16 protein-coding genes, 1 other RNA gene and 5 pseudogenes are annotated in these 14767 nt (G+C 44.1%); 14 read left to right on the top strand and 8 right to left on the bottom strand.

The genetic code is table 11. The annotated features are described in order from the left end of the window. Positions 1 to 216: 216 nt before the first annotated feature. From AACL30_RS01210 to ssrA, 5 genes and pseudogenes are all read right to left on the bottom strand, one after another. Positions 217 to 1194: pseudogene (locus tag AACL30_RS01210) on the bottom strand (integrase domain-containing protein); the annotation flags it as partial. A 57-nt stretch (positions 1195 to 1251) separates the two neighbouring features. Beyond that, a complete protein-coding gene (gene istB, locus AACL30_RS01205) occupies positions 1252 to 2049 on the bottom strand; it encodes an IS21-like element helper ATPase IstB (RefSeq protein WP_339058365.1) in 798 nt (265 codons plus the stop codon). Beyond that, entirely contained in the window at positions 2046 to 3224 is a 1179-nt protein-coding gene (gene istA, locus AACL30_RS01200) for an IS21 family transposase (protein ID WP_339056344.1), read from the bottom strand. The genes istB (AACL30_RS01205) and istA (AACL30_RS01200) overlap by 4 nt, the downstream gene beginning before the upstream one ends. Before the next feature lie 62 nt (positions 3225 to 3286). Continuing rightward, complete coding sequence (locus AACL30_RS01195) at positions 3287 to 3625, bottom strand: integrase arm-type DNA-binding domain-containing protein (protein ID WP_339058373.1); 339 nt, start codon at positions 3623 to 3625, stop codon at positions 3287 to 3289. A gap of 196 nt (positions 3626 to 3821) precedes the next feature. Then, positions 3822 to 4208, bottom strand: a transfer-messenger RNA (tmRNA) gene (ssrA, locus tag AACL30_RS01190). 131 nt (positions 4209 to 4339) lie between these two features. Here ssrA and AACL30_RS01185 point away from each other — a divergent pair. The 6 genes and pseudogenes from AACL30_RS01185 (at position 4340) to AACL30_RS01160 (ending at position 8104) form a co-directional block, all read left to right on the top strand. Beyond that, a pseudogene (locus AACL30_RS01185) lies at positions 4340 to 5220 on the top strand (IS3 family transposase). 73 nt (positions 5221 to 5293) lie between these two features. Further along, positions 5294 to 5862: pseudogene (locus AACL30_RS01180) on the top strand (lambda exonuclease family protein). A gap of 103 nt (positions 5863 to 5965) precedes the next feature. Beyond that, positions 5966 to 6958, top strand: a complete 993-nt coding sequence (locus tag AACL30_RS01175) for an Rpn family recombination-promoting nuclease/putative transposase (protein WP_339057531.1) — start codon at positions 5966 to 5968, stop codon at positions 6956 to 6958. 139 nt (positions 6959 to 7097) lie between these two features. Then, complete coding sequence (locus AACL30_RS01170; protein ID WP_339057530.1) at positions 7098 to 7424, top strand: KilA-N domain-containing protein; 327 nt, start codon at positions 7098 to 7100, stop codon at positions 7422 to 7424. 28 nt (positions 7425 to 7452) lie between these two features. After that, positions 7453 to 7821 (top strand): IS630 transposase-related protein, encoded by a 369-nt coding sequence (locus tag AACL30_RS01165; RefSeq protein WP_339057934.1) that lies wholly within the window; start codon positions 7453 to 7455, stop codon positions 7819 to 7821. A gap of 25 nt (positions 7822 to 7846) precedes the next feature. Then, positions 7847 to 8104 carry a transposase gene (locus AACL30_RS01160; RefSeq protein ID WP_339057529.1) on the top strand — a complete coding sequence of 86 codons (258 nt, stop codon included), beginning with the start codon at positions 7847 to 7849 and terminating at the stop codon, positions 8102 to 8104. Here AACL30_RS01160 and istB (AACL30_RS01155) read toward each other — a convergent pair. After that, a complete protein-coding gene (gene istB / locus AACL30_RS01155; RefSeq protein ID WP_339058365.1) occupies positions 8101 to 8898 on the bottom strand; it encodes an IS21-like element helper ATPase IstB in 798 nt (265 codons plus the stop codon). The two genes, AACL30_RS01160 and istB (AACL30_RS01155), sit on opposite strands and share 4 nt — an antisense overlap. Further along, positions 8895 to 10073 (bottom strand): IS21 family transposase, encoded by a 1179-nt coding sequence (gene istA, locus AACL30_RS01150; protein ID WP_339056344.1) that lies wholly within the window; start codon positions 10071 to 10073, stop codon positions 8895 to 8897. The genes istB (AACL30_RS01155) and istA (AACL30_RS01150) overlap by 4 nt, the downstream gene beginning before the upstream one ends. Between istA (AACL30_RS01150) and AACL30_RS01145 the strand changes: the two genes are divergently transcribed. The 5 genes and pseudogenes from AACL30_RS01145 (at position 10072) to AACL30_RS01125 (ending at position 11519) form a co-directional block, all read left to right on the top strand. Further along, positions 10072 to 10230, top strand: coding sequence for a hypothetical protein (locus tag AACL30_RS01145; RefSeq protein WP_339057528.1), 159 nt, complete (start codon positions 10072 to 10074; stop codon positions 10228 to 10230). The genes istA (AACL30_RS01150) and AACL30_RS01145 overlap by 2 nt on opposite strands. Continuing rightward, positions 10223 to 10414 (top strand): transposase, encoded by a 192-nt coding sequence (locus AACL30_RS01140; protein ID WP_339057527.1) that lies wholly within the window; start codon positions 10223 to 10225, stop codon positions 10412 to 10414. Before AACL30_RS01145 ends, AACL30_RS01140 begins: the two co-directional genes overlap by 8 nt. Before the next feature lie 257 nt (positions 10415 to 10671). Then, positions 10672 to 10925, top strand: a pseudogene (locus AACL30_RS01135) (transposase); the annotation flags it as partial. Positions 10926 to 11023: 98 nt separating this feature from the next. Next, positions 11024 to 11122, top strand: a pseudogene (locus tag AACL30_RS16270) (transposase); the annotation flags it as partial. Positions 11123 to 11267: 145 nt separating this feature from the next. Further along, positions 11268 to 11519 carry a hypothetical protein gene (locus AACL30_RS01125; RefSeq protein WP_339057525.1) on the top strand — a complete coding sequence of 84 codons (252 nt, stop codon included), beginning with the start codon at positions 11268 to 11270 and terminating at the stop codon, positions 11517 to 11519. A 241-nt stretch (positions 11520 to 11760) separates the two neighbouring features. Here AACL30_RS01125 and AACL30_RS01120 read toward each other — a convergent pair whose 3' ends face one another. Next, on the bottom strand, positions 11761 to 11913 hold the full coding sequence (locus tag AACL30_RS01120; RefSeq protein WP_339057524.1) for a hypothetical protein: 153 nt from the start codon (positions 11911 to 11913) through the stop codon (positions 11761 to 11763). Between AACL30_RS01120 and istA (AACL30_RS01115) the strand changes: the two genes are divergently transcribed. The 3 genes from istA (AACL30_RS01115) to AACL30_RS01105 all read left to right on the top strand — a co-directional run bounded on the left by istA (AACL30_RS01115) (position 11912) and on the right by AACL30_RS01105 (position 14685). After that, positions 11912 to 13090, top strand: a complete 1179-nt coding sequence (gene istA / locus AACL30_RS01115; protein ID WP_339056344.1) for an IS21 family transposase — start codon at positions 11912 to 11914, stop codon at positions 13088 to 13090. The genes AACL30_RS01120 and istA (AACL30_RS01115) overlap by 2 nt on opposite strands. Next, positions 13087 to 13884, top strand: coding sequence for an IS21-like element helper ATPase IstB (gene istB, locus AACL30_RS01110; protein WP_339058365.1), 798 nt, complete (start codon positions 13087 to 13089; stop codon positions 13882 to 13884). The genes istA (AACL30_RS01115) and istB (AACL30_RS01110) overlap by 4 nt, the downstream gene beginning before the upstream one ends. Positions 13885 to 14319: 435 nt before the next feature. Beyond that, a complete protein-coding gene (locus AACL30_RS01105) occupies positions 14320 to 14685 on the top strand; it encodes a hypothetical protein (protein WP_339057523.1) in 366 nt (121 codons plus the stop codon). Positions 14686 to 14767 lie beyond the last annotated feature (82 nt).

Raw genomic sequence — 14767 nt, 5'->3', positions numbered from 1 at the left:
TCGGCGTATTCGTCAAGAAATGAATCGTTCATTAATTAATGCCTCTCATGATTGACTGATATCCTTCATTTTTTGACACTTTAATGCCCCAAAAAAAAGTATATCAGTCCGTATTGATGAATATTTAACAGGAGTATTATGTACTCAAGATAATAATTACCCTATCAATAAAAGAAGTAGAATATTAATAATAAATTATTTTTACTGATGCAGATCTTATTTAAACTCAATAGTGCTTAATTTGTCAGACTCCCCTTTAATTCTTCTGACACTCTCGGCCGCCGTACATGTCCCGGTTGCTGCCCGCTCGACAAATTCACCCCACCAATCCATCAAGACTTTGCGTTGCTCCAACCAAGAGCTACGATTATAGGCGTTACGGACGGAGTCCCTACCGGTATGTGCCAACACGGCTTCGATAACGTCAGGGTTAAATTCCTTTTCATTCAGTGCGGTACTGGCAATCGATCGCATCCCGTGTGCCACTAATCGTCCACGATACCCCATGCGCTTAATGGCGGCGTTAGCGGTTTGACTGTTCATTGGCTGAAATGCATTTTTGCTGCTTGGAAATAAATAGCTTTTATGAGCGCTGATCGGTTTCAGGGCGTCAAGTACAGCTAGCGCTTGAGATGACAGGTGAATAACATGATCGCGTCTCATTTTCATCCGTTCGGCCGGTATCCGCCATTCCCGCAAGTCGTAATTGATTTCTGACCACCTCGCGCCAGCAGCTTCAGCGGGGCGAGTGATTGTCAGCAATTGCCACTCGATAAGTAATCGGGTCTGTAATTCTATACTGGCAACCGACAGGGCTTGCATCAATTCCGGTAATTCCATTGGTGTCAATGTGGGCATGTTTTTCTTTTTTGGTTTTTCAAAAGCTTTACCGATACCGCCCGCAGGGTTAGCATCAATTAATCCACAGTTAACGGCAAAAATCATGATTTCATTTAACCGTTGCGTTAATCTTTTTACCGTTTCCAGCGCGCCTTTGGCCTTGACGGGCTCCAAAGCAGTAATAAGCGTGCGTGCTTTAATCTCCTGTATCCCTACCTGTCCAACCACAGGAAAAATATCACGTTCAAGCGATCGCCATACATCACGTGCGTGGTTTGCCGTGATACTGGATTGCTTAATTTTAAACCAATCAGCAGCAACCTTTTCCAAGGTATTAATCCTAGCCTCTTGCTCATGTCAACGCTACTTTAGATTGACCACTTTTTGCTACTTTAAAATGTCCAGTTTTTGCTAATTTTCCTGTTGGGTTTCTATTCCAGGCGCCTGGATAATATCAGTCGTTTTTATAGGCAACATGCCTGCTTTGCGTTTATTTTTGAGTCGATAGCTTTCTCCTTTAATATTCAATGTGGTTGAATGATGTAAAAGCCTGTCTAAAATCGCAGTTGCTAAAATGTGATCACCGAATACGTCCCCCCAATCAGTAAAACTTTTATTTGATGTGAGAATGATGCTCGCCTTTTCATAACGACGGCTCAATAACCTGAAAAATAGGCTAGCTTCTTCGCGATTCATCGGTAAATACCCGATTTCATCCAGTATTAATACCCTGGCATAGCACAGTTGCTGAAGTTGGCGTTCCAGACGGTTTTCTTGCTTTGCCTTCATTAAGGTACAGCAGAGTCTATCCAGAGGCATAAACAATACCCGATGCCCAGCTGTAGCTGCCTTGACAGCCAGCGCTATCGCCAAATGCGTTTTCCCTACCCCAGGTGGGCCTAACAAAATGACGTTTTCATGATGTTCGACAAACCTCAGCCCCGCCAGCTCGCGGATAATTTTCCTGTCTATACTTGGTTGGAAAGTAAAGTCAAATTGCTCCAAGGTTTTTATCCACGGCAAACGTGCTTGTTTTAACCGCGATTCCAAGCCTTTTTGGTGACGCCCGTTCCATTCCTGGGCTAATGCCTGCTGGAGAAATTCACGGTAGTTCAGTGCTTTCTTGGTGGCTTCTTCACATAAACTCTCCAACGCATCGCCCAGGTAATCCATTTTTAACCGTATCAACAAGTTTTCCATTTCCATCAGAGTAGCTCCTCATACACACTGAGCGAACGAGACGCTACTCGATTGACCTGTTGCCAAAGGGCTTGATGATGTTCTGGCACCTTTTGCCAGCCCTGCGTTACCTCCTGCAAGAGATGCGTCGCGAGCAGTTGCTCATCGCCGTAAATACGTAGCGTATTATCTAAACCGATACGAATATTAACCGCACGACCACACCAGAATGAAGGCACGCTATAGCGATTACCTCTGACATCGATATAGCTGTCCCATGCCACTTGTCGTAGGTCGAAGTAGCTGGTATCGAAATCAGTCGCAGGGAGTGGCATCAAGGCTATTTTTTCCTCAGCAAAACGATTTTCCGGTGTCTGCTTGAATTGACGAAGATGACGCTGGTCTGCCACTTTCGCCAGCCACATCGCTAGCAGTTGATTAACATGAGCGAAACTCTCAAACTGACGGTAGCGAGTGAAAAAATTGTGTTTAACATAGCCCACCATCCGTTCGGTTTTGCCTTTCGTTTGCGGTCGATAAGGCTTACAGGCGCGAGGGCTAAACCCATAGTGATTAGCCAGTTGCAGGAAGCCCGCATTGAACTCGATGTGGCCATTTTGTCCATGTTTGATAACAGCGGCTTTTTGGTTATCTACCAAGACATTTTTTACGCTGCCACCGAAGTAATTGAAGCTGCGAACCAGCGATTCATACGTGTGCTCAGCATCTTGCTTAGGGGCAGCAAAGACATGAAAGCGACGCGAAAAACCGAGCGTATTAACGGCAAAATTAACCGTACAGGCAGAGCCTGCCACCTCAACGATGATTTCTCCCCAATCGTGTTGAAGTTGATAACCGGGGAGGGTTTCAAAGCGTACCGTGTTTTTCGAGGCCCTGAGCGGACGTTTGGGATGTATATAACGTCGGAGCATCGCACTCCCACCCCGGTAGCCTTTTTCACGGATTTCCTCAAAAATAACCGCCGCATTCCAAACCTGTTCACTCAACCTTGAATCGATGTAGTCTTTAAAGGGCTCGAGTTTAGCAACCTGTTTTTTACCGCGTTTTGCTGTTGGCGGCGCAGGATAGCTAATGTGCCGTCTCACCGTTTTTTCTGAACACCCTATCTGATGGGCAATATCAACAATAAATGCCCCCTGTTGATGGCGTTGTTTTATCATGTAGTGGTCCTCTCTTCTTAGCATGCTTATTTCCCTCATGGCTTTGTCACCACAAAGGAAACTGCATTCTGGCTTGAGTGGACAAATTAAATTAGCAATTTACGGTCTTTTATCATTAGCGCTGACAGCTCACTGGCTAATATCGTTCGTTGGTACTCTTGTGGATCAATCTTTTTTGCCAACAGCGCTTTTGCCGCCTCTCGTTTCTGCCTGGCCTCAGCCAGTGAGAGTGCGGGATAATGGCCAAAAGTGACCGTTGTTCTTTTTTTACTCAGGGGGTGATAGTAGCGAAAGCGCCATGTTTTAACACCCGATGTTTTGACAAATAATAATAAGCCGCCACCATCATGTAATGATAAATCTTTGCCGATGGTTTTTGCTGCTTTTACTTCGGTATTCGTTAGGGGTTTTGCCTGTATTGCCATGTTCATCACCCTTTAAGGACTATGGGACTACCTATTTTGGGATCTAAAAAACAGAGTCCCTTATGTAGTCCTAAAAAAACAGGGTATAACCATGCCACACCCAAATAAAACAGGCAATAAAAAACCCGCAAACCTAATTGGAGTGCGGGTTTTTCTTGTTTTACCGGTACTTTCTGGTGACTACCGATAGTTTATTTGGTGGAGCTGGGGGGATTTGAACCCCCGTCCGAAATTACTACGCCGTCGGTACTACATGCTTAGTCCAGTCGTTAGTTCATCTGTTAGCTGCGGATGGACAACGCCACTAACAAACATAGCTTGATTAGGTTTAACGCTTCAACCCCAAGCAAGGCATCCACGCGATCTCTTTTAAATTTGACCTCTCTTGATCCCCGTCCTAAGAGCGGAGGCTAGGGAGAAAGGACACCTTCAGTTTTTTAGGCTGATTAAGCTACTCTTCTAAGAGCAGCAGGTGCTAGATATTCGTCGTTTGCGACTATTTTTTTTGCGGTTTTTACGAGGCCACCGCACCTCGGCATGCACCTTGGGGTTCGCTAATCTCGTCGAATCCAGAATCAGCCCCAAAGAATCTTTTTGAGTATAACAGAATTCTATGTCATTAAGCCAGAGAGTATTCTGGCCTAATAAATTTGGACACTAAAGAAGGGAAAAATTTTAGTGAATAGAGAGTGAATAGATTAAGGTATAAAGAAGATGTCTACCCAGAAATGTACGCCAGAATTTAAACATGAAGTGGCTAACTTAGTGATTGAGCAAAATTACACAATTTCCCAAGCGAGTACGGCCATGGTTGTTAGCAAAAGTGTGTTACGACAGTGGGTGAAACAATTACTCAGTGAAAAGAAAGGAAATACCCGTTTGACAAGCAAAGCGATAACAGCAGAGCAGCGACGTATTCAATAACTTGAAGCCAGATTGCGCCAGGTTGAACGAGAAAAAGAAATACTAAAAAAGGCTTCTGCTCTCTTAATGTTGGACTCCTACAATCGGTTAGTCTGATTGATAAATTAAGTGAGCATTATACCCGAATGGAGTTGTGTCATGTCTTCGGCGTCAACCGAAGCAGCTACTACTATCAACGTAAACGTCAGCGAGAAGGTGATGCCGAACGCGAACGCCTGAAAATACGATTAACTGAACTTCATCAGGCTAGCCGAGAGTCTGCAGGAGCCCGTATGTTATCAGTAGTGGGGTGGTCTTTTTCGACATCACCCGACAGTGAACTCACCCGACGGGCTCTCATGTTAGCTTATCAATCAAGAGGAAGACCTAAAGATGTCCTGTTTCACTCAGACCAAGGCTGTCATTACAGTAGCCTATCGTATAGACAACAGCTCTGGAAATATCAGATAAAACAGAGTATGAGCCGCCGGGGTAATTGTTGGGATAATGCCCCAATGGAGCGCTTCTTTGGCAGTTTAAAGTCAGAATGGATACCAAAACAGGGCTATAGTACCGTTCAACAAGCACAAGCTGATGTACTTCCCTACCTCACTCATTATTACAATCAAGTCAGGCTACATAGTGTTAATGATTACCAAACGCCAATGATTAAAGAATACCAGGCGGCATAAAACACCTGAATTTGTGTCCAAAATTATTTGACCAGAGCAAACAGAAGCCTGGTTTGCTGCCCGCTGTGGCAAAGTGACCGCCAGTAAAGTGGCGGATGTGATGACAAAAACCAAAACGGGTTACGCTGCTCTTCGCCAAAATTACAAGATAGTGTTAATTTGCCAGCGCCTAACGGGGAAAAGAGAAGAAACCTTTGTCACGCCCGAGATGAAGCGCGGCACAGCACTGGAGCCCGTGAGGCTTACAGGTTGCGTGAATTTGCTGTCGAGGTCACGGAGGTGGGATTGATTGACCATCCCACTATCAAAGGATTTGCCGCCAGTCCCGACGGATTAGTTAACGACGATGGCCTGGTCGAGATTAAATGCCCTAAAACCTGGACGCACTTAGAAACAGTGAGAACAGGGAAAATCAAAAATCAATATGTATTGCAAATGCACGCGCAAATGCTTTGTACTGGGCGTAAATGGTGTGACTTTGTCAGTTTTGATAATCGACTGCCCCCGGAACTGGCTTACTTCAAAACCCGCGTTCAGTTTGATAAGGCGCTGGGGAAGGAAATGGAAACCGAAGTACGCCTGTTTTTAGCTGAACTGGAAAAAGACATCGCCGCCATTCAACGTTATAGGCAGGTGGCGTAATTGCTGATGAAAAAATTCAGCGTCTATGAATCATAATGCGTGTAAAGTTATTCGGTGATAAATCGACACCGTAAGGTAACCATAATCAGAGAGAAAACACGGAATGTCTAGCATATCAAAGCCCCATGACGCCCTTTTCAAGCGGTCGTTACAGCATAAACAAATTATGGTCGATTGGTTGGTGCATCATCTTCCAAAGGAAACATTAGCATTGATTGATACTGCTACATTAGTGATGACCCCCAACGAATATGTCCCCAAATGGCCTGATACGCTGTACAGCGATATTGTTTACAGTTGCAAGATAGGCGGAAAGCCGGGCTATATCTACCTGGCGGCGGAGCACCAGAGCAGTGATGATGAGATGATGGCGTTTCGCATCCTGTGTTACGTTGTCGAGTTGATGAATAATCACCTGAAGCAAGGGCATAAAAAATTACCGATTGTGTTACCCCTGGTACTGTATCACGGAGAAAAATCGCCTTATCCTTACTCAACCAAGATATGGGATTGCTTTGAGAATCCCGAATTAGCCAAAGCGATAGCACTCAAGCCCTTTCAACTGATTGATTTAACGGTCATGTCAGATGAAGAGATAAATCAACACGGTTTAGCGTCAGTGATGGAAATCTTATTCAAACACTATCGCCAAAGGCAGTCACCTTTTAGCTGGTTAGGAGCCTTGTTATCGAAAGGCAAAATGACTACAATTTACACACAAGTGAGCCCAGATTATTTTAAAGATGTCCTGCGGTACTTTATTGAAATATGTGGTAAAGCCAATGAAACCGGCACAGATGAGCTCGATAAAGCATTGGCACTGTGGGTTCAATCCGTTCCAGAGCAGGCACAGGAGGACATTATGACATTTGCACAACAACTTGAAAAACGCGGTGAAGAGCGCGGTAAACAACAGGGTATGCAACAGGGTATGCAACAGGGTATGCAACAGGGTATGCAACAGGGCATGCAACAGGGTCGTCAGGAAAGAAATGTAGAAATTGCCAAACAGCTTCTTGCCAGTAATGTTGATCGCTCCGTGATTAAAATGTCTACCGGACTTTCGGATGAAGAACTTGACATGCTGTTACATTAAGTTTCTTTTCGCTCCCGCTACCTATTTCCTCAGCTAACCGATACCGCCTACGCCAGTACGCGGTTTTTTTACGCCTGTTGATTCAATTAAACCAACACTTAATCCTTTCCCGATAGGCAATAATCAAGGAGAACTCACTATGCCTAAAGAAAATCTTCCCATCGTGGCCGGCATCACTGTCACCACCGATGCAATCGACCGTTTTAACCTTAATGCCATTCACAAAGCGAGTGGCGAAGGTGAACATAAACGGCCATCCAAATGGCTCGCCACCGCTCAATCTCAAGAACTGATAACAGAACTGGAGGCAAGTTTGTTGAAAAATAGTCAAAGCCCGAATTCGGGCTTTGCTCATAACGTCATCGAAGTAAAACATGGCGGGAAAAATTCAGGTACCTATGCCCATGAAATCCTCGCAGTTGAATACGCTGGTTGGATTCGACCTGATTTCCGTATTATGGCATAGGTGGTATAAATTGATGTATAATACTGAGATGACCTATCCATTAAAATTTCGCCAACATGTCTTGGCTATTAAAACGCAAGAAAAGCTCACTTATGCCCAAACAGCGACACGTTTTTGTGTGGGGACAGCGAGCCTGATGCGCTGGGCTAAACGCATAGAACCTTGCCTGACTCGAGATAAACCCGCTACCAAAATAAACCAAGCGGCGTTAATCCTTGACGTAGAAACCTATCCTGACGCGTCTCAATACGAACGCGCTCAACGTATGGGGGTTAGTGCTCGAGGTATCTGCGATGCGTTAAAACGTGCCGGGTTTAGCTATAAAAAAAACATTTTATCATCCCAAAATCGACGTCCAAGCGCGAAAAGATTTCCAAAACAAGCTCCAGGCCTATGAAGCCTGTGATACCCCGATAATTTACGTGGATGAAAGCGGTTTTGCCCATGATATGCCACGTCTTTATGGTGATTCAATGAAAGGTAAGCGCTGTTACGGCCAACACGATTGGCATGCCAAAGCACGTACTAACGTTATTGGTGCCCAGCTTAACGGAAAATTAACCACCGTTTGTACCTTCGATTGCCATATCAACAGCGATATTTTTCATGCCTGGGTCATGTGTCAACGCTACTTTAGATTGACCACTTTTTGCTACTTTAAAATGTCCAGTTTTTGCTAATTTTCCTGTTGGGTTTCTATTCCAGGCGCCTGGATAATATCAGTCGTTTTTATAGGCAACATGCCTGCTTTGCGTTTATTTTTGAGTCGATAGCTTTCTCCTTTAATATTCAATGTGGTTGAATGATGTAAAAGCCTGTCTAAAATCGCAGTTGCTAAAATGTGATCACCGAATACGTCCCCCCAATCAGTAAAACTTTTATTTGATGTGAGAATGATGCTCGCCTTTTCATAACGACGGCTCAATAACCTGAAAAATAGGCTAGCTTCTTCGCGATTCATCGGTAAATACCCGATTTCATCCAGTATTAATACCCTGGCATAGCACAGTTGCTGAAGTTGGCGTTCCAGACGGTTTTCTTGCTTTGCCTTCATTAAGGTACAGCAGAGTCTATCCAGAGGCATAAACAATACCCGATGCCCAGCTGTAGCTGCCTTGACAGCCAGCGCTATCGCCAAATGCGTTTTCCCTACCCCAGGTGGGCCTAACAAAATGACGTTTTCATGATGTTCGACAAACCTCAGCCCCGCCAGCTCGCGGATAATTTTCCTGTCTATACTTGGTTGGAAAGTAAAGTCAAATTGCTCCAAGGTTTTTATCCACGGCAAACGTGCTTGTTTTAACCGCGATTCCAAGCCTTTTTGGTGACGCCCGTTCCATTCCTGGGCTAATGCCTGCTGGAGAAATTCACGGTAGTTCAGTGCTTTCTTGGTGGCTTCTTCACATAAACTCTCCAACGCATCGCCCAGGTAATCCATTTTTAACCGTATCAACAAGTTTTCCATTTCCATCAGAGTAGCTCCTCATACACACTGAGCGAACGAGACGCTACTCGATTGACCTGTTGCCAAAGGGCTTGATGATGTTCTGGCACCTTTTGCCAGCCCTGCGTTACCTCCTGCAAGAGATGCGTCGCGAGCAGTTGCTCATCGCCGTAAATACGTAGCGTATTATCTAAACCGATACGAATATTAACCGCACGACCACACCAGAATGAAGGCACGCTATAGCGATTACCTCTGACATCGATATAGCTGTCCCATGCCACTTGTCGTAGGTCGAAGTAGCTGGTATCGAAATCAGTCGCAGGGAGTGGCATCAAGGCTATTTTTTCCTCAGCAAAACGATTTTCCGGTGTCTGCTTGAATTGACGAAGATGACGCTGGTCTGCCACTTTCGCCAGCCACATCGCTAGCAGTTGATTAACATGAGCGAAACTCTCAAACTGACGGTAGCGAGTGAAAAAATTGTGTTTAACATAGCCCACCATCCGTTCGGTTTTGCCTTTCGTTTGCGGTCGATAAGGCTTACAGGCGCGAGGGCTAAACCCATAGTGATTAGCCAGTTGCAGGAAGCCCGCATTGAACTCGATGTGGCCATTTTGTCCATGTTTGATAACAGCGGCTTTTTGGTTATCTACCAAGACATTTTTTACGCTGCCACCGAAGTAATTGAAGCTGCGAACCAGCGATTCATACGTGTGCTCAGCATCTTGCTTAGGGGCAGCAAAGACATGAAAGCGACGCGAAAAACCGAGCGTATTAACGGCAAAATTAACCGTACAGGCAGAGCCTGCCACCTCAACGATGATTTCTCCCCAATCGTGTTGAAGTTGATAACCGGGGAGGGTTTCAAAGCGTACCGTGTTTTTCGAGGCCCTGAGCGGACGTTTGGGATGTATATAACGTCGGAGCATCGCACTCCCACCCCGGTAGCCTTTTTCACGGATTTCCTCAAAAATAACCGCCGCATTCCAAACCTGTTCACTCAACCTTGAATCGATGTAGTCTTTAAAGGGCTCGAGTTTAGCAACCTGTTTTTTACCGCGTTTTGCTGTTGGCGGCGCAGGATAGCTAATGTGCCGTCTCACCGTTTTTTCTGAACACCCTATCTGATGGGCAATATCAACAATAAATGCCCCCTGTTGATGGCGTTGTTTTATCATGTAGTGGTCCTCTCTTCTTAGCATGCTTATTTCCCTCATGGCTTTGTCACCACAAAGGAAACTGCATTCTGGCTTGAGTGGACAAATTAAATTAGCAATTTACGGTCTTTTATCATTAGCGCTGACACATGCAAGACTTACTACCAAAATCTCCCCAAGGGGCTGTCATCGTAATGGATAATGTCAGCTTCCATAAACGTCAAGACACCCAGGCTGCTATACAGAAAGCCGGCTTTATTCTCGAATATCTTCCCACTTATTCTCCTGATATGAACCCCATTGAGCATAAATGGGCTCAAGCAAAAGCCCTTCGCAGAAAGCGCCAATGTGATATCCATACCTTGTTTTCTGCACCTTTATTTTAAATCAATTTATACCGCTTATGCCATATGGAAGCCCTGAAAAACCGCTAAAAGTAGTCTATTCTGTTAGCAATAATTTTTTTAGGTTAATAGTGAAATGAAAACGAAATCGACGAGACGAGCCGACTTTTAAGCGCAAATGAATAGGATAGTTCCCCGGGAAAAGATTCTGGCCAAATTCAGTCGTCATTACCCCAAGTGAAGCGCTGTTTGAAGAAGTTAATACGCATTTAGCTTCGCTTCAGCTATTTATCAAACGGGGTAGCATTGTCGATGCTACGATTATTCATGCACCCAGTTCAACTCAAAACCGGCAAAATACTCGTGAGCCAGACATGAAAGCCACCCGTAAAGGCAATCAGTGCTACTTTGGCATGAAAGCGCATATTGGCGTGGATGCACAGACGGGGCTGGTGCATTCCCTGGTGGGAACCTCGGCGAATGTAGCCGATGTGACGCAAGTTCATCACCTTCTTCACGGCCAAGAAGAGGTTGTTCATGGTGATGCCGGTTAGCGTGGTCACCTGGCACATCCTCCGACGGAGGGTATTGGCCTTGCCCGGGCAGGAGCAGCAGGTATGGGAAAAACATCGGCATCAGCAAAGTCTCAACGCGAAAATCCGGGCTAAAGTAGAACACCCCTTCCGTGTATTAAAATGCCAGTTCAACTTTAGAAAAGTGCGTTACAAAGGCTTAGCTCAAAATATTGCATTCATTTCGGTTTTTCAGGGTTTCCATAACGTTAAATAATAAACAGGTAATAAAAATTGAAAGGGAAAATTGCTTTTCTGGTGACTATGCTAATAAGAGATCAAAAACCAGTACCGATTAAATGAGGCTAACAGGAAATGATCCGATGAAAAAAATAACAACATTCTTGAAACTGTTACTTATTTTATTATTATTTTCATTAGCAGTGTCTGCATGGGCGTCTTCTGTTTGTAACGCCACTACGTGGAAGATGACTTTTTTTGGTCCCATACCTGTGTGTGAAGACCAAGAAAAAATTGAAAAGCAAACAACCTTGGTTCGTTCCTCTGATAAAAATAAGCCTGAGAAACCTCCATTCAGTTTTTTTCGGCTATTCTTTTCTCACCTATTATGGTGAGATTTAACATGTAAGATAGTTAGAAATAGATAGAAAAAGGAGTATGAAATGAACAAGATAAAAACGTATTTAACGATATTATCCATTTTGCTGTTGCCGATGTCTGTGCTAGCTTCTCAAGAAGACTGGCCGGGGTGTGAAATGTATTGGGGGAGAGTGATGCCCAAAATAAGATGTCTCGCACAACCGCCTACGGTACAAAAAATCGTTCCCTCTCAGACAGAAAAACCGGCAGTTTCTTCTACTTTAAAGAAAGAGGAATTGCAGCGATTGAGGAAGATGACGCTTTTGTCAGCGCTAATGATAAAAGACCGTAAATTGCTAATTTAATTTGTCCACTCAAGCCAGAATGCAGTTTCCTTTGTGGTGACAAAGCCATGAGGGAAATAAGCATGCTAAGAAGAGAGGACCACTACATGATAAAACAACGCCATCAACAGGGGGCATTTATTGTTGATATTGCCCATCAGATAGGGTGTTCAGAAAAAACGGTGAGACGGCACATTAGCTATCCTGCGCCGCCAACAGCAAAACGCGGTAAAAAACAGGTTGCTAAACTCGAGCCCTTTAAAGACTACATCGATTCAAGGTTGAGTGAACAGGTTTGGAATGCGGCGGTTATTTTTGAGGAAATCCGTGAAAAAGGCTACCGGGGTGGGAGTGCGATGCTCCGACGTTATATACATCCCAAACGTCCGCTCAGGGCCTCGAAAAACACGGTACGCTTTGAAACCCTCCCCGGTTATCAACTTCAACACGATTGGGGAGAAATCATCGTTGAGGTGGCAGGCTCTGCCTGTACGGTTAATTTTGCCGTTAATACGCTCGGTTTTTCGCGTCGCTTTCATGTCTTTGCTGCCCCTAAGCAAGATGCTGAGCACACGTATGAATCGCTGGTTCGCAGCTTCAATTACTTCGGTGGCAGCGTAAAAAATGTCTTGGTAGATAACCAAAAAGCCGCTGTTATCAAACATGGACAAAATGGCCACATCGAGTTCAATGCGGGCTTCCTGCAACTGGCTAATCACTATGGGTTTAGCCCTCGCGCCTGTAAGCCTTATCGACCGCAAACGAAAGGCAAAACCGAACGGATGGTGGGCTATGTTAAACACAATTTTTTCACTCGCTACCGTCAGTTTGAGAGTTTCGCTCATGTTAATCAACTGCTAGCGATGTGGCTGGCGAAAGTGGCAGACCAGCGTCATCTTCGTCAATTCAAGCAGACACCGGAAAATCGTTTTGCTGAGGAAAAAATAGCCTTGATGCCACTCCCTGCGACTGATTTCGATACCAGCTACTTCGACCTACGACAAGTGGCATGGGACAGCTATATCGATGTCAGAGGTAATCGCTATAGCGTGCCTTCATTCTGGTGTGGTCGTGCGGTTAATATTCGTATCGGTTTAGATAATACGCTACGTATTTACGGCGATGAGCAACTGCTCGCGACGCATCTCTTGCAGGAGGTAACGCAGGGCTGGCAAAAGGTGCCAGAACATCATCAAGCCCTTTGGCAACAGGTCAATCGAGTAGCGTCTCGTTCGCTCAGTGTGTATGAGGAGCTACTCTGATGGAAATGGAAAACTTGTTGATACGGTTAAAAATGGATTACCTGGGCGATGCGTTGGAGAGTTTATGTGAAGAAGCCACCAAGAAAGCACTGAACTACCGTGAATTTCTCCAGCAGGCATTAGCCCAGGAATGGAACGGGCGTCACCAAAAAGGCTTGGAATCGCGGTTAAAACAAGCACGTTTGCCGTGGATAAAAACCTTGGAGCAATTTGACTTTACTTTCCAACCAAGTATAGACAGGAAAATTATCCGCGAGCTGGCGGGGCTGAGGTTTGTCGAACATCATGAAAACGTCATTTTGTTAGGCCCACCTGGGGTAGGGAAAACGCATTTGGCGATAGCGCTGGCTGTCAAGGCAGCTACAGCTGGGCATCGGGTATTGTTTATGCCTCTGGATAGACTCTGCTGTACCTTAATGAAGGCAAAGCAAGAAAACCGTCTGGAACGCCAACTTCAGCAACTGTGCTATGCCAGGGTATTAATACTGGATGAAATCGGGTATTTACCGATGAATCGCGAAGAAGCTAGCCTATTTTTCAGGTTATTGAGCCGTCGTTATGAAAAGGCGAGCATCATTCTCACATCAAATAAAAGTTTTACTGATTGGGGGGACGTATTCGGTGATCACATTTTAGCAACTGCGATTTTAGACAGGCTTTTACATCATTCAACCACATTGAATATTAAAGGAGAAAGCTATCGACTCAAAAATAAACGCAAAGCAGGCATGTTGCCTATAAAAACGACTGATATTATCCAGGCGCCTGGAATAGAAACCCAACAGGAAAATTAGCAAAAACTGGACATTTTAAAGTAGCAAAAAGTGGTCAATCTAAAGTAGCGTTGACACTTTTTCTGTAGCAGTGCAATAGCGGTAAACTACGTCTATTTTCTACTCCCTTTAACCAGTGAGTAGAGTAGCGCCACCTGTATAAAATCTCATAAAAAAGGCCAGTAGAGGCCATCTTTTGACACCGTAAAAATGGGTGACAAAGAAAAATTTACTGTAAAGATTTCCCCGCCAATAGCGTCTTTTTTGTTCGTAAAATAAGCGTTTCTTGCAAGCACGTCAGAAAATAATTCGGTATAACGTCCCTTGGTATGGATTCGTCAAAATATGTCATGATTCCGATATTTAAAGTAAATATTTATTAATTATATCGTCTGATGGTTATTTGATACCTTTAATTATCATCGCGTTAATCAATGCCATTAAGTTTCTAGTCTAATGGCACGAAATGCTATGGTTTATTTAATTATAAAAGAGAAAAGTAAAATGCCAGGTTCAGTATCAGGTTCATCACACCCCTTAAATAATCAATCTTCCGCAAATTTTCCAGTAAATAATACGAAAAATGAAAGCAAAACTAGCGAACTTACTTCAATGAAAGCTATCACCGGAGGAGGTAATACACCAATCCAGTATAAAGCTACCGTAAGTATCAAAAAACAACATAGATATATTGAAAAATGTCTAAAAAAAATAGAGAAAGTACACCAAAAAAGTGAACGCATATATATTGATATTATAAATAAAAGAGTGAGAGAATTACTTCTATCACCAGATATTTTTAGTGAAAAATACAAAAAATAAATCTAAATGATTTTGGTTTATCAAATGATGAGTTAAATAAAAAGTGCAATGCCGAATTAGAATATAAAACTAACGCTAAAAG

The sequence above is a fragment of the Candidatus Regiella endosymbiont of Tuberolachnus salignus genome, from assembly GCF_964020115.1.
GTDB classification, from domain to species: Bacteria; Pseudomonadota; Gammaproteobacteria; order Enterobacterales; family Enterobacteriaceae; genus Regiella; species Regiella insecticola.
Note: the sequence above shows the minus strand (reverse complement) of the source record. Positions and strands in the feature narration are given on the sequence as shown.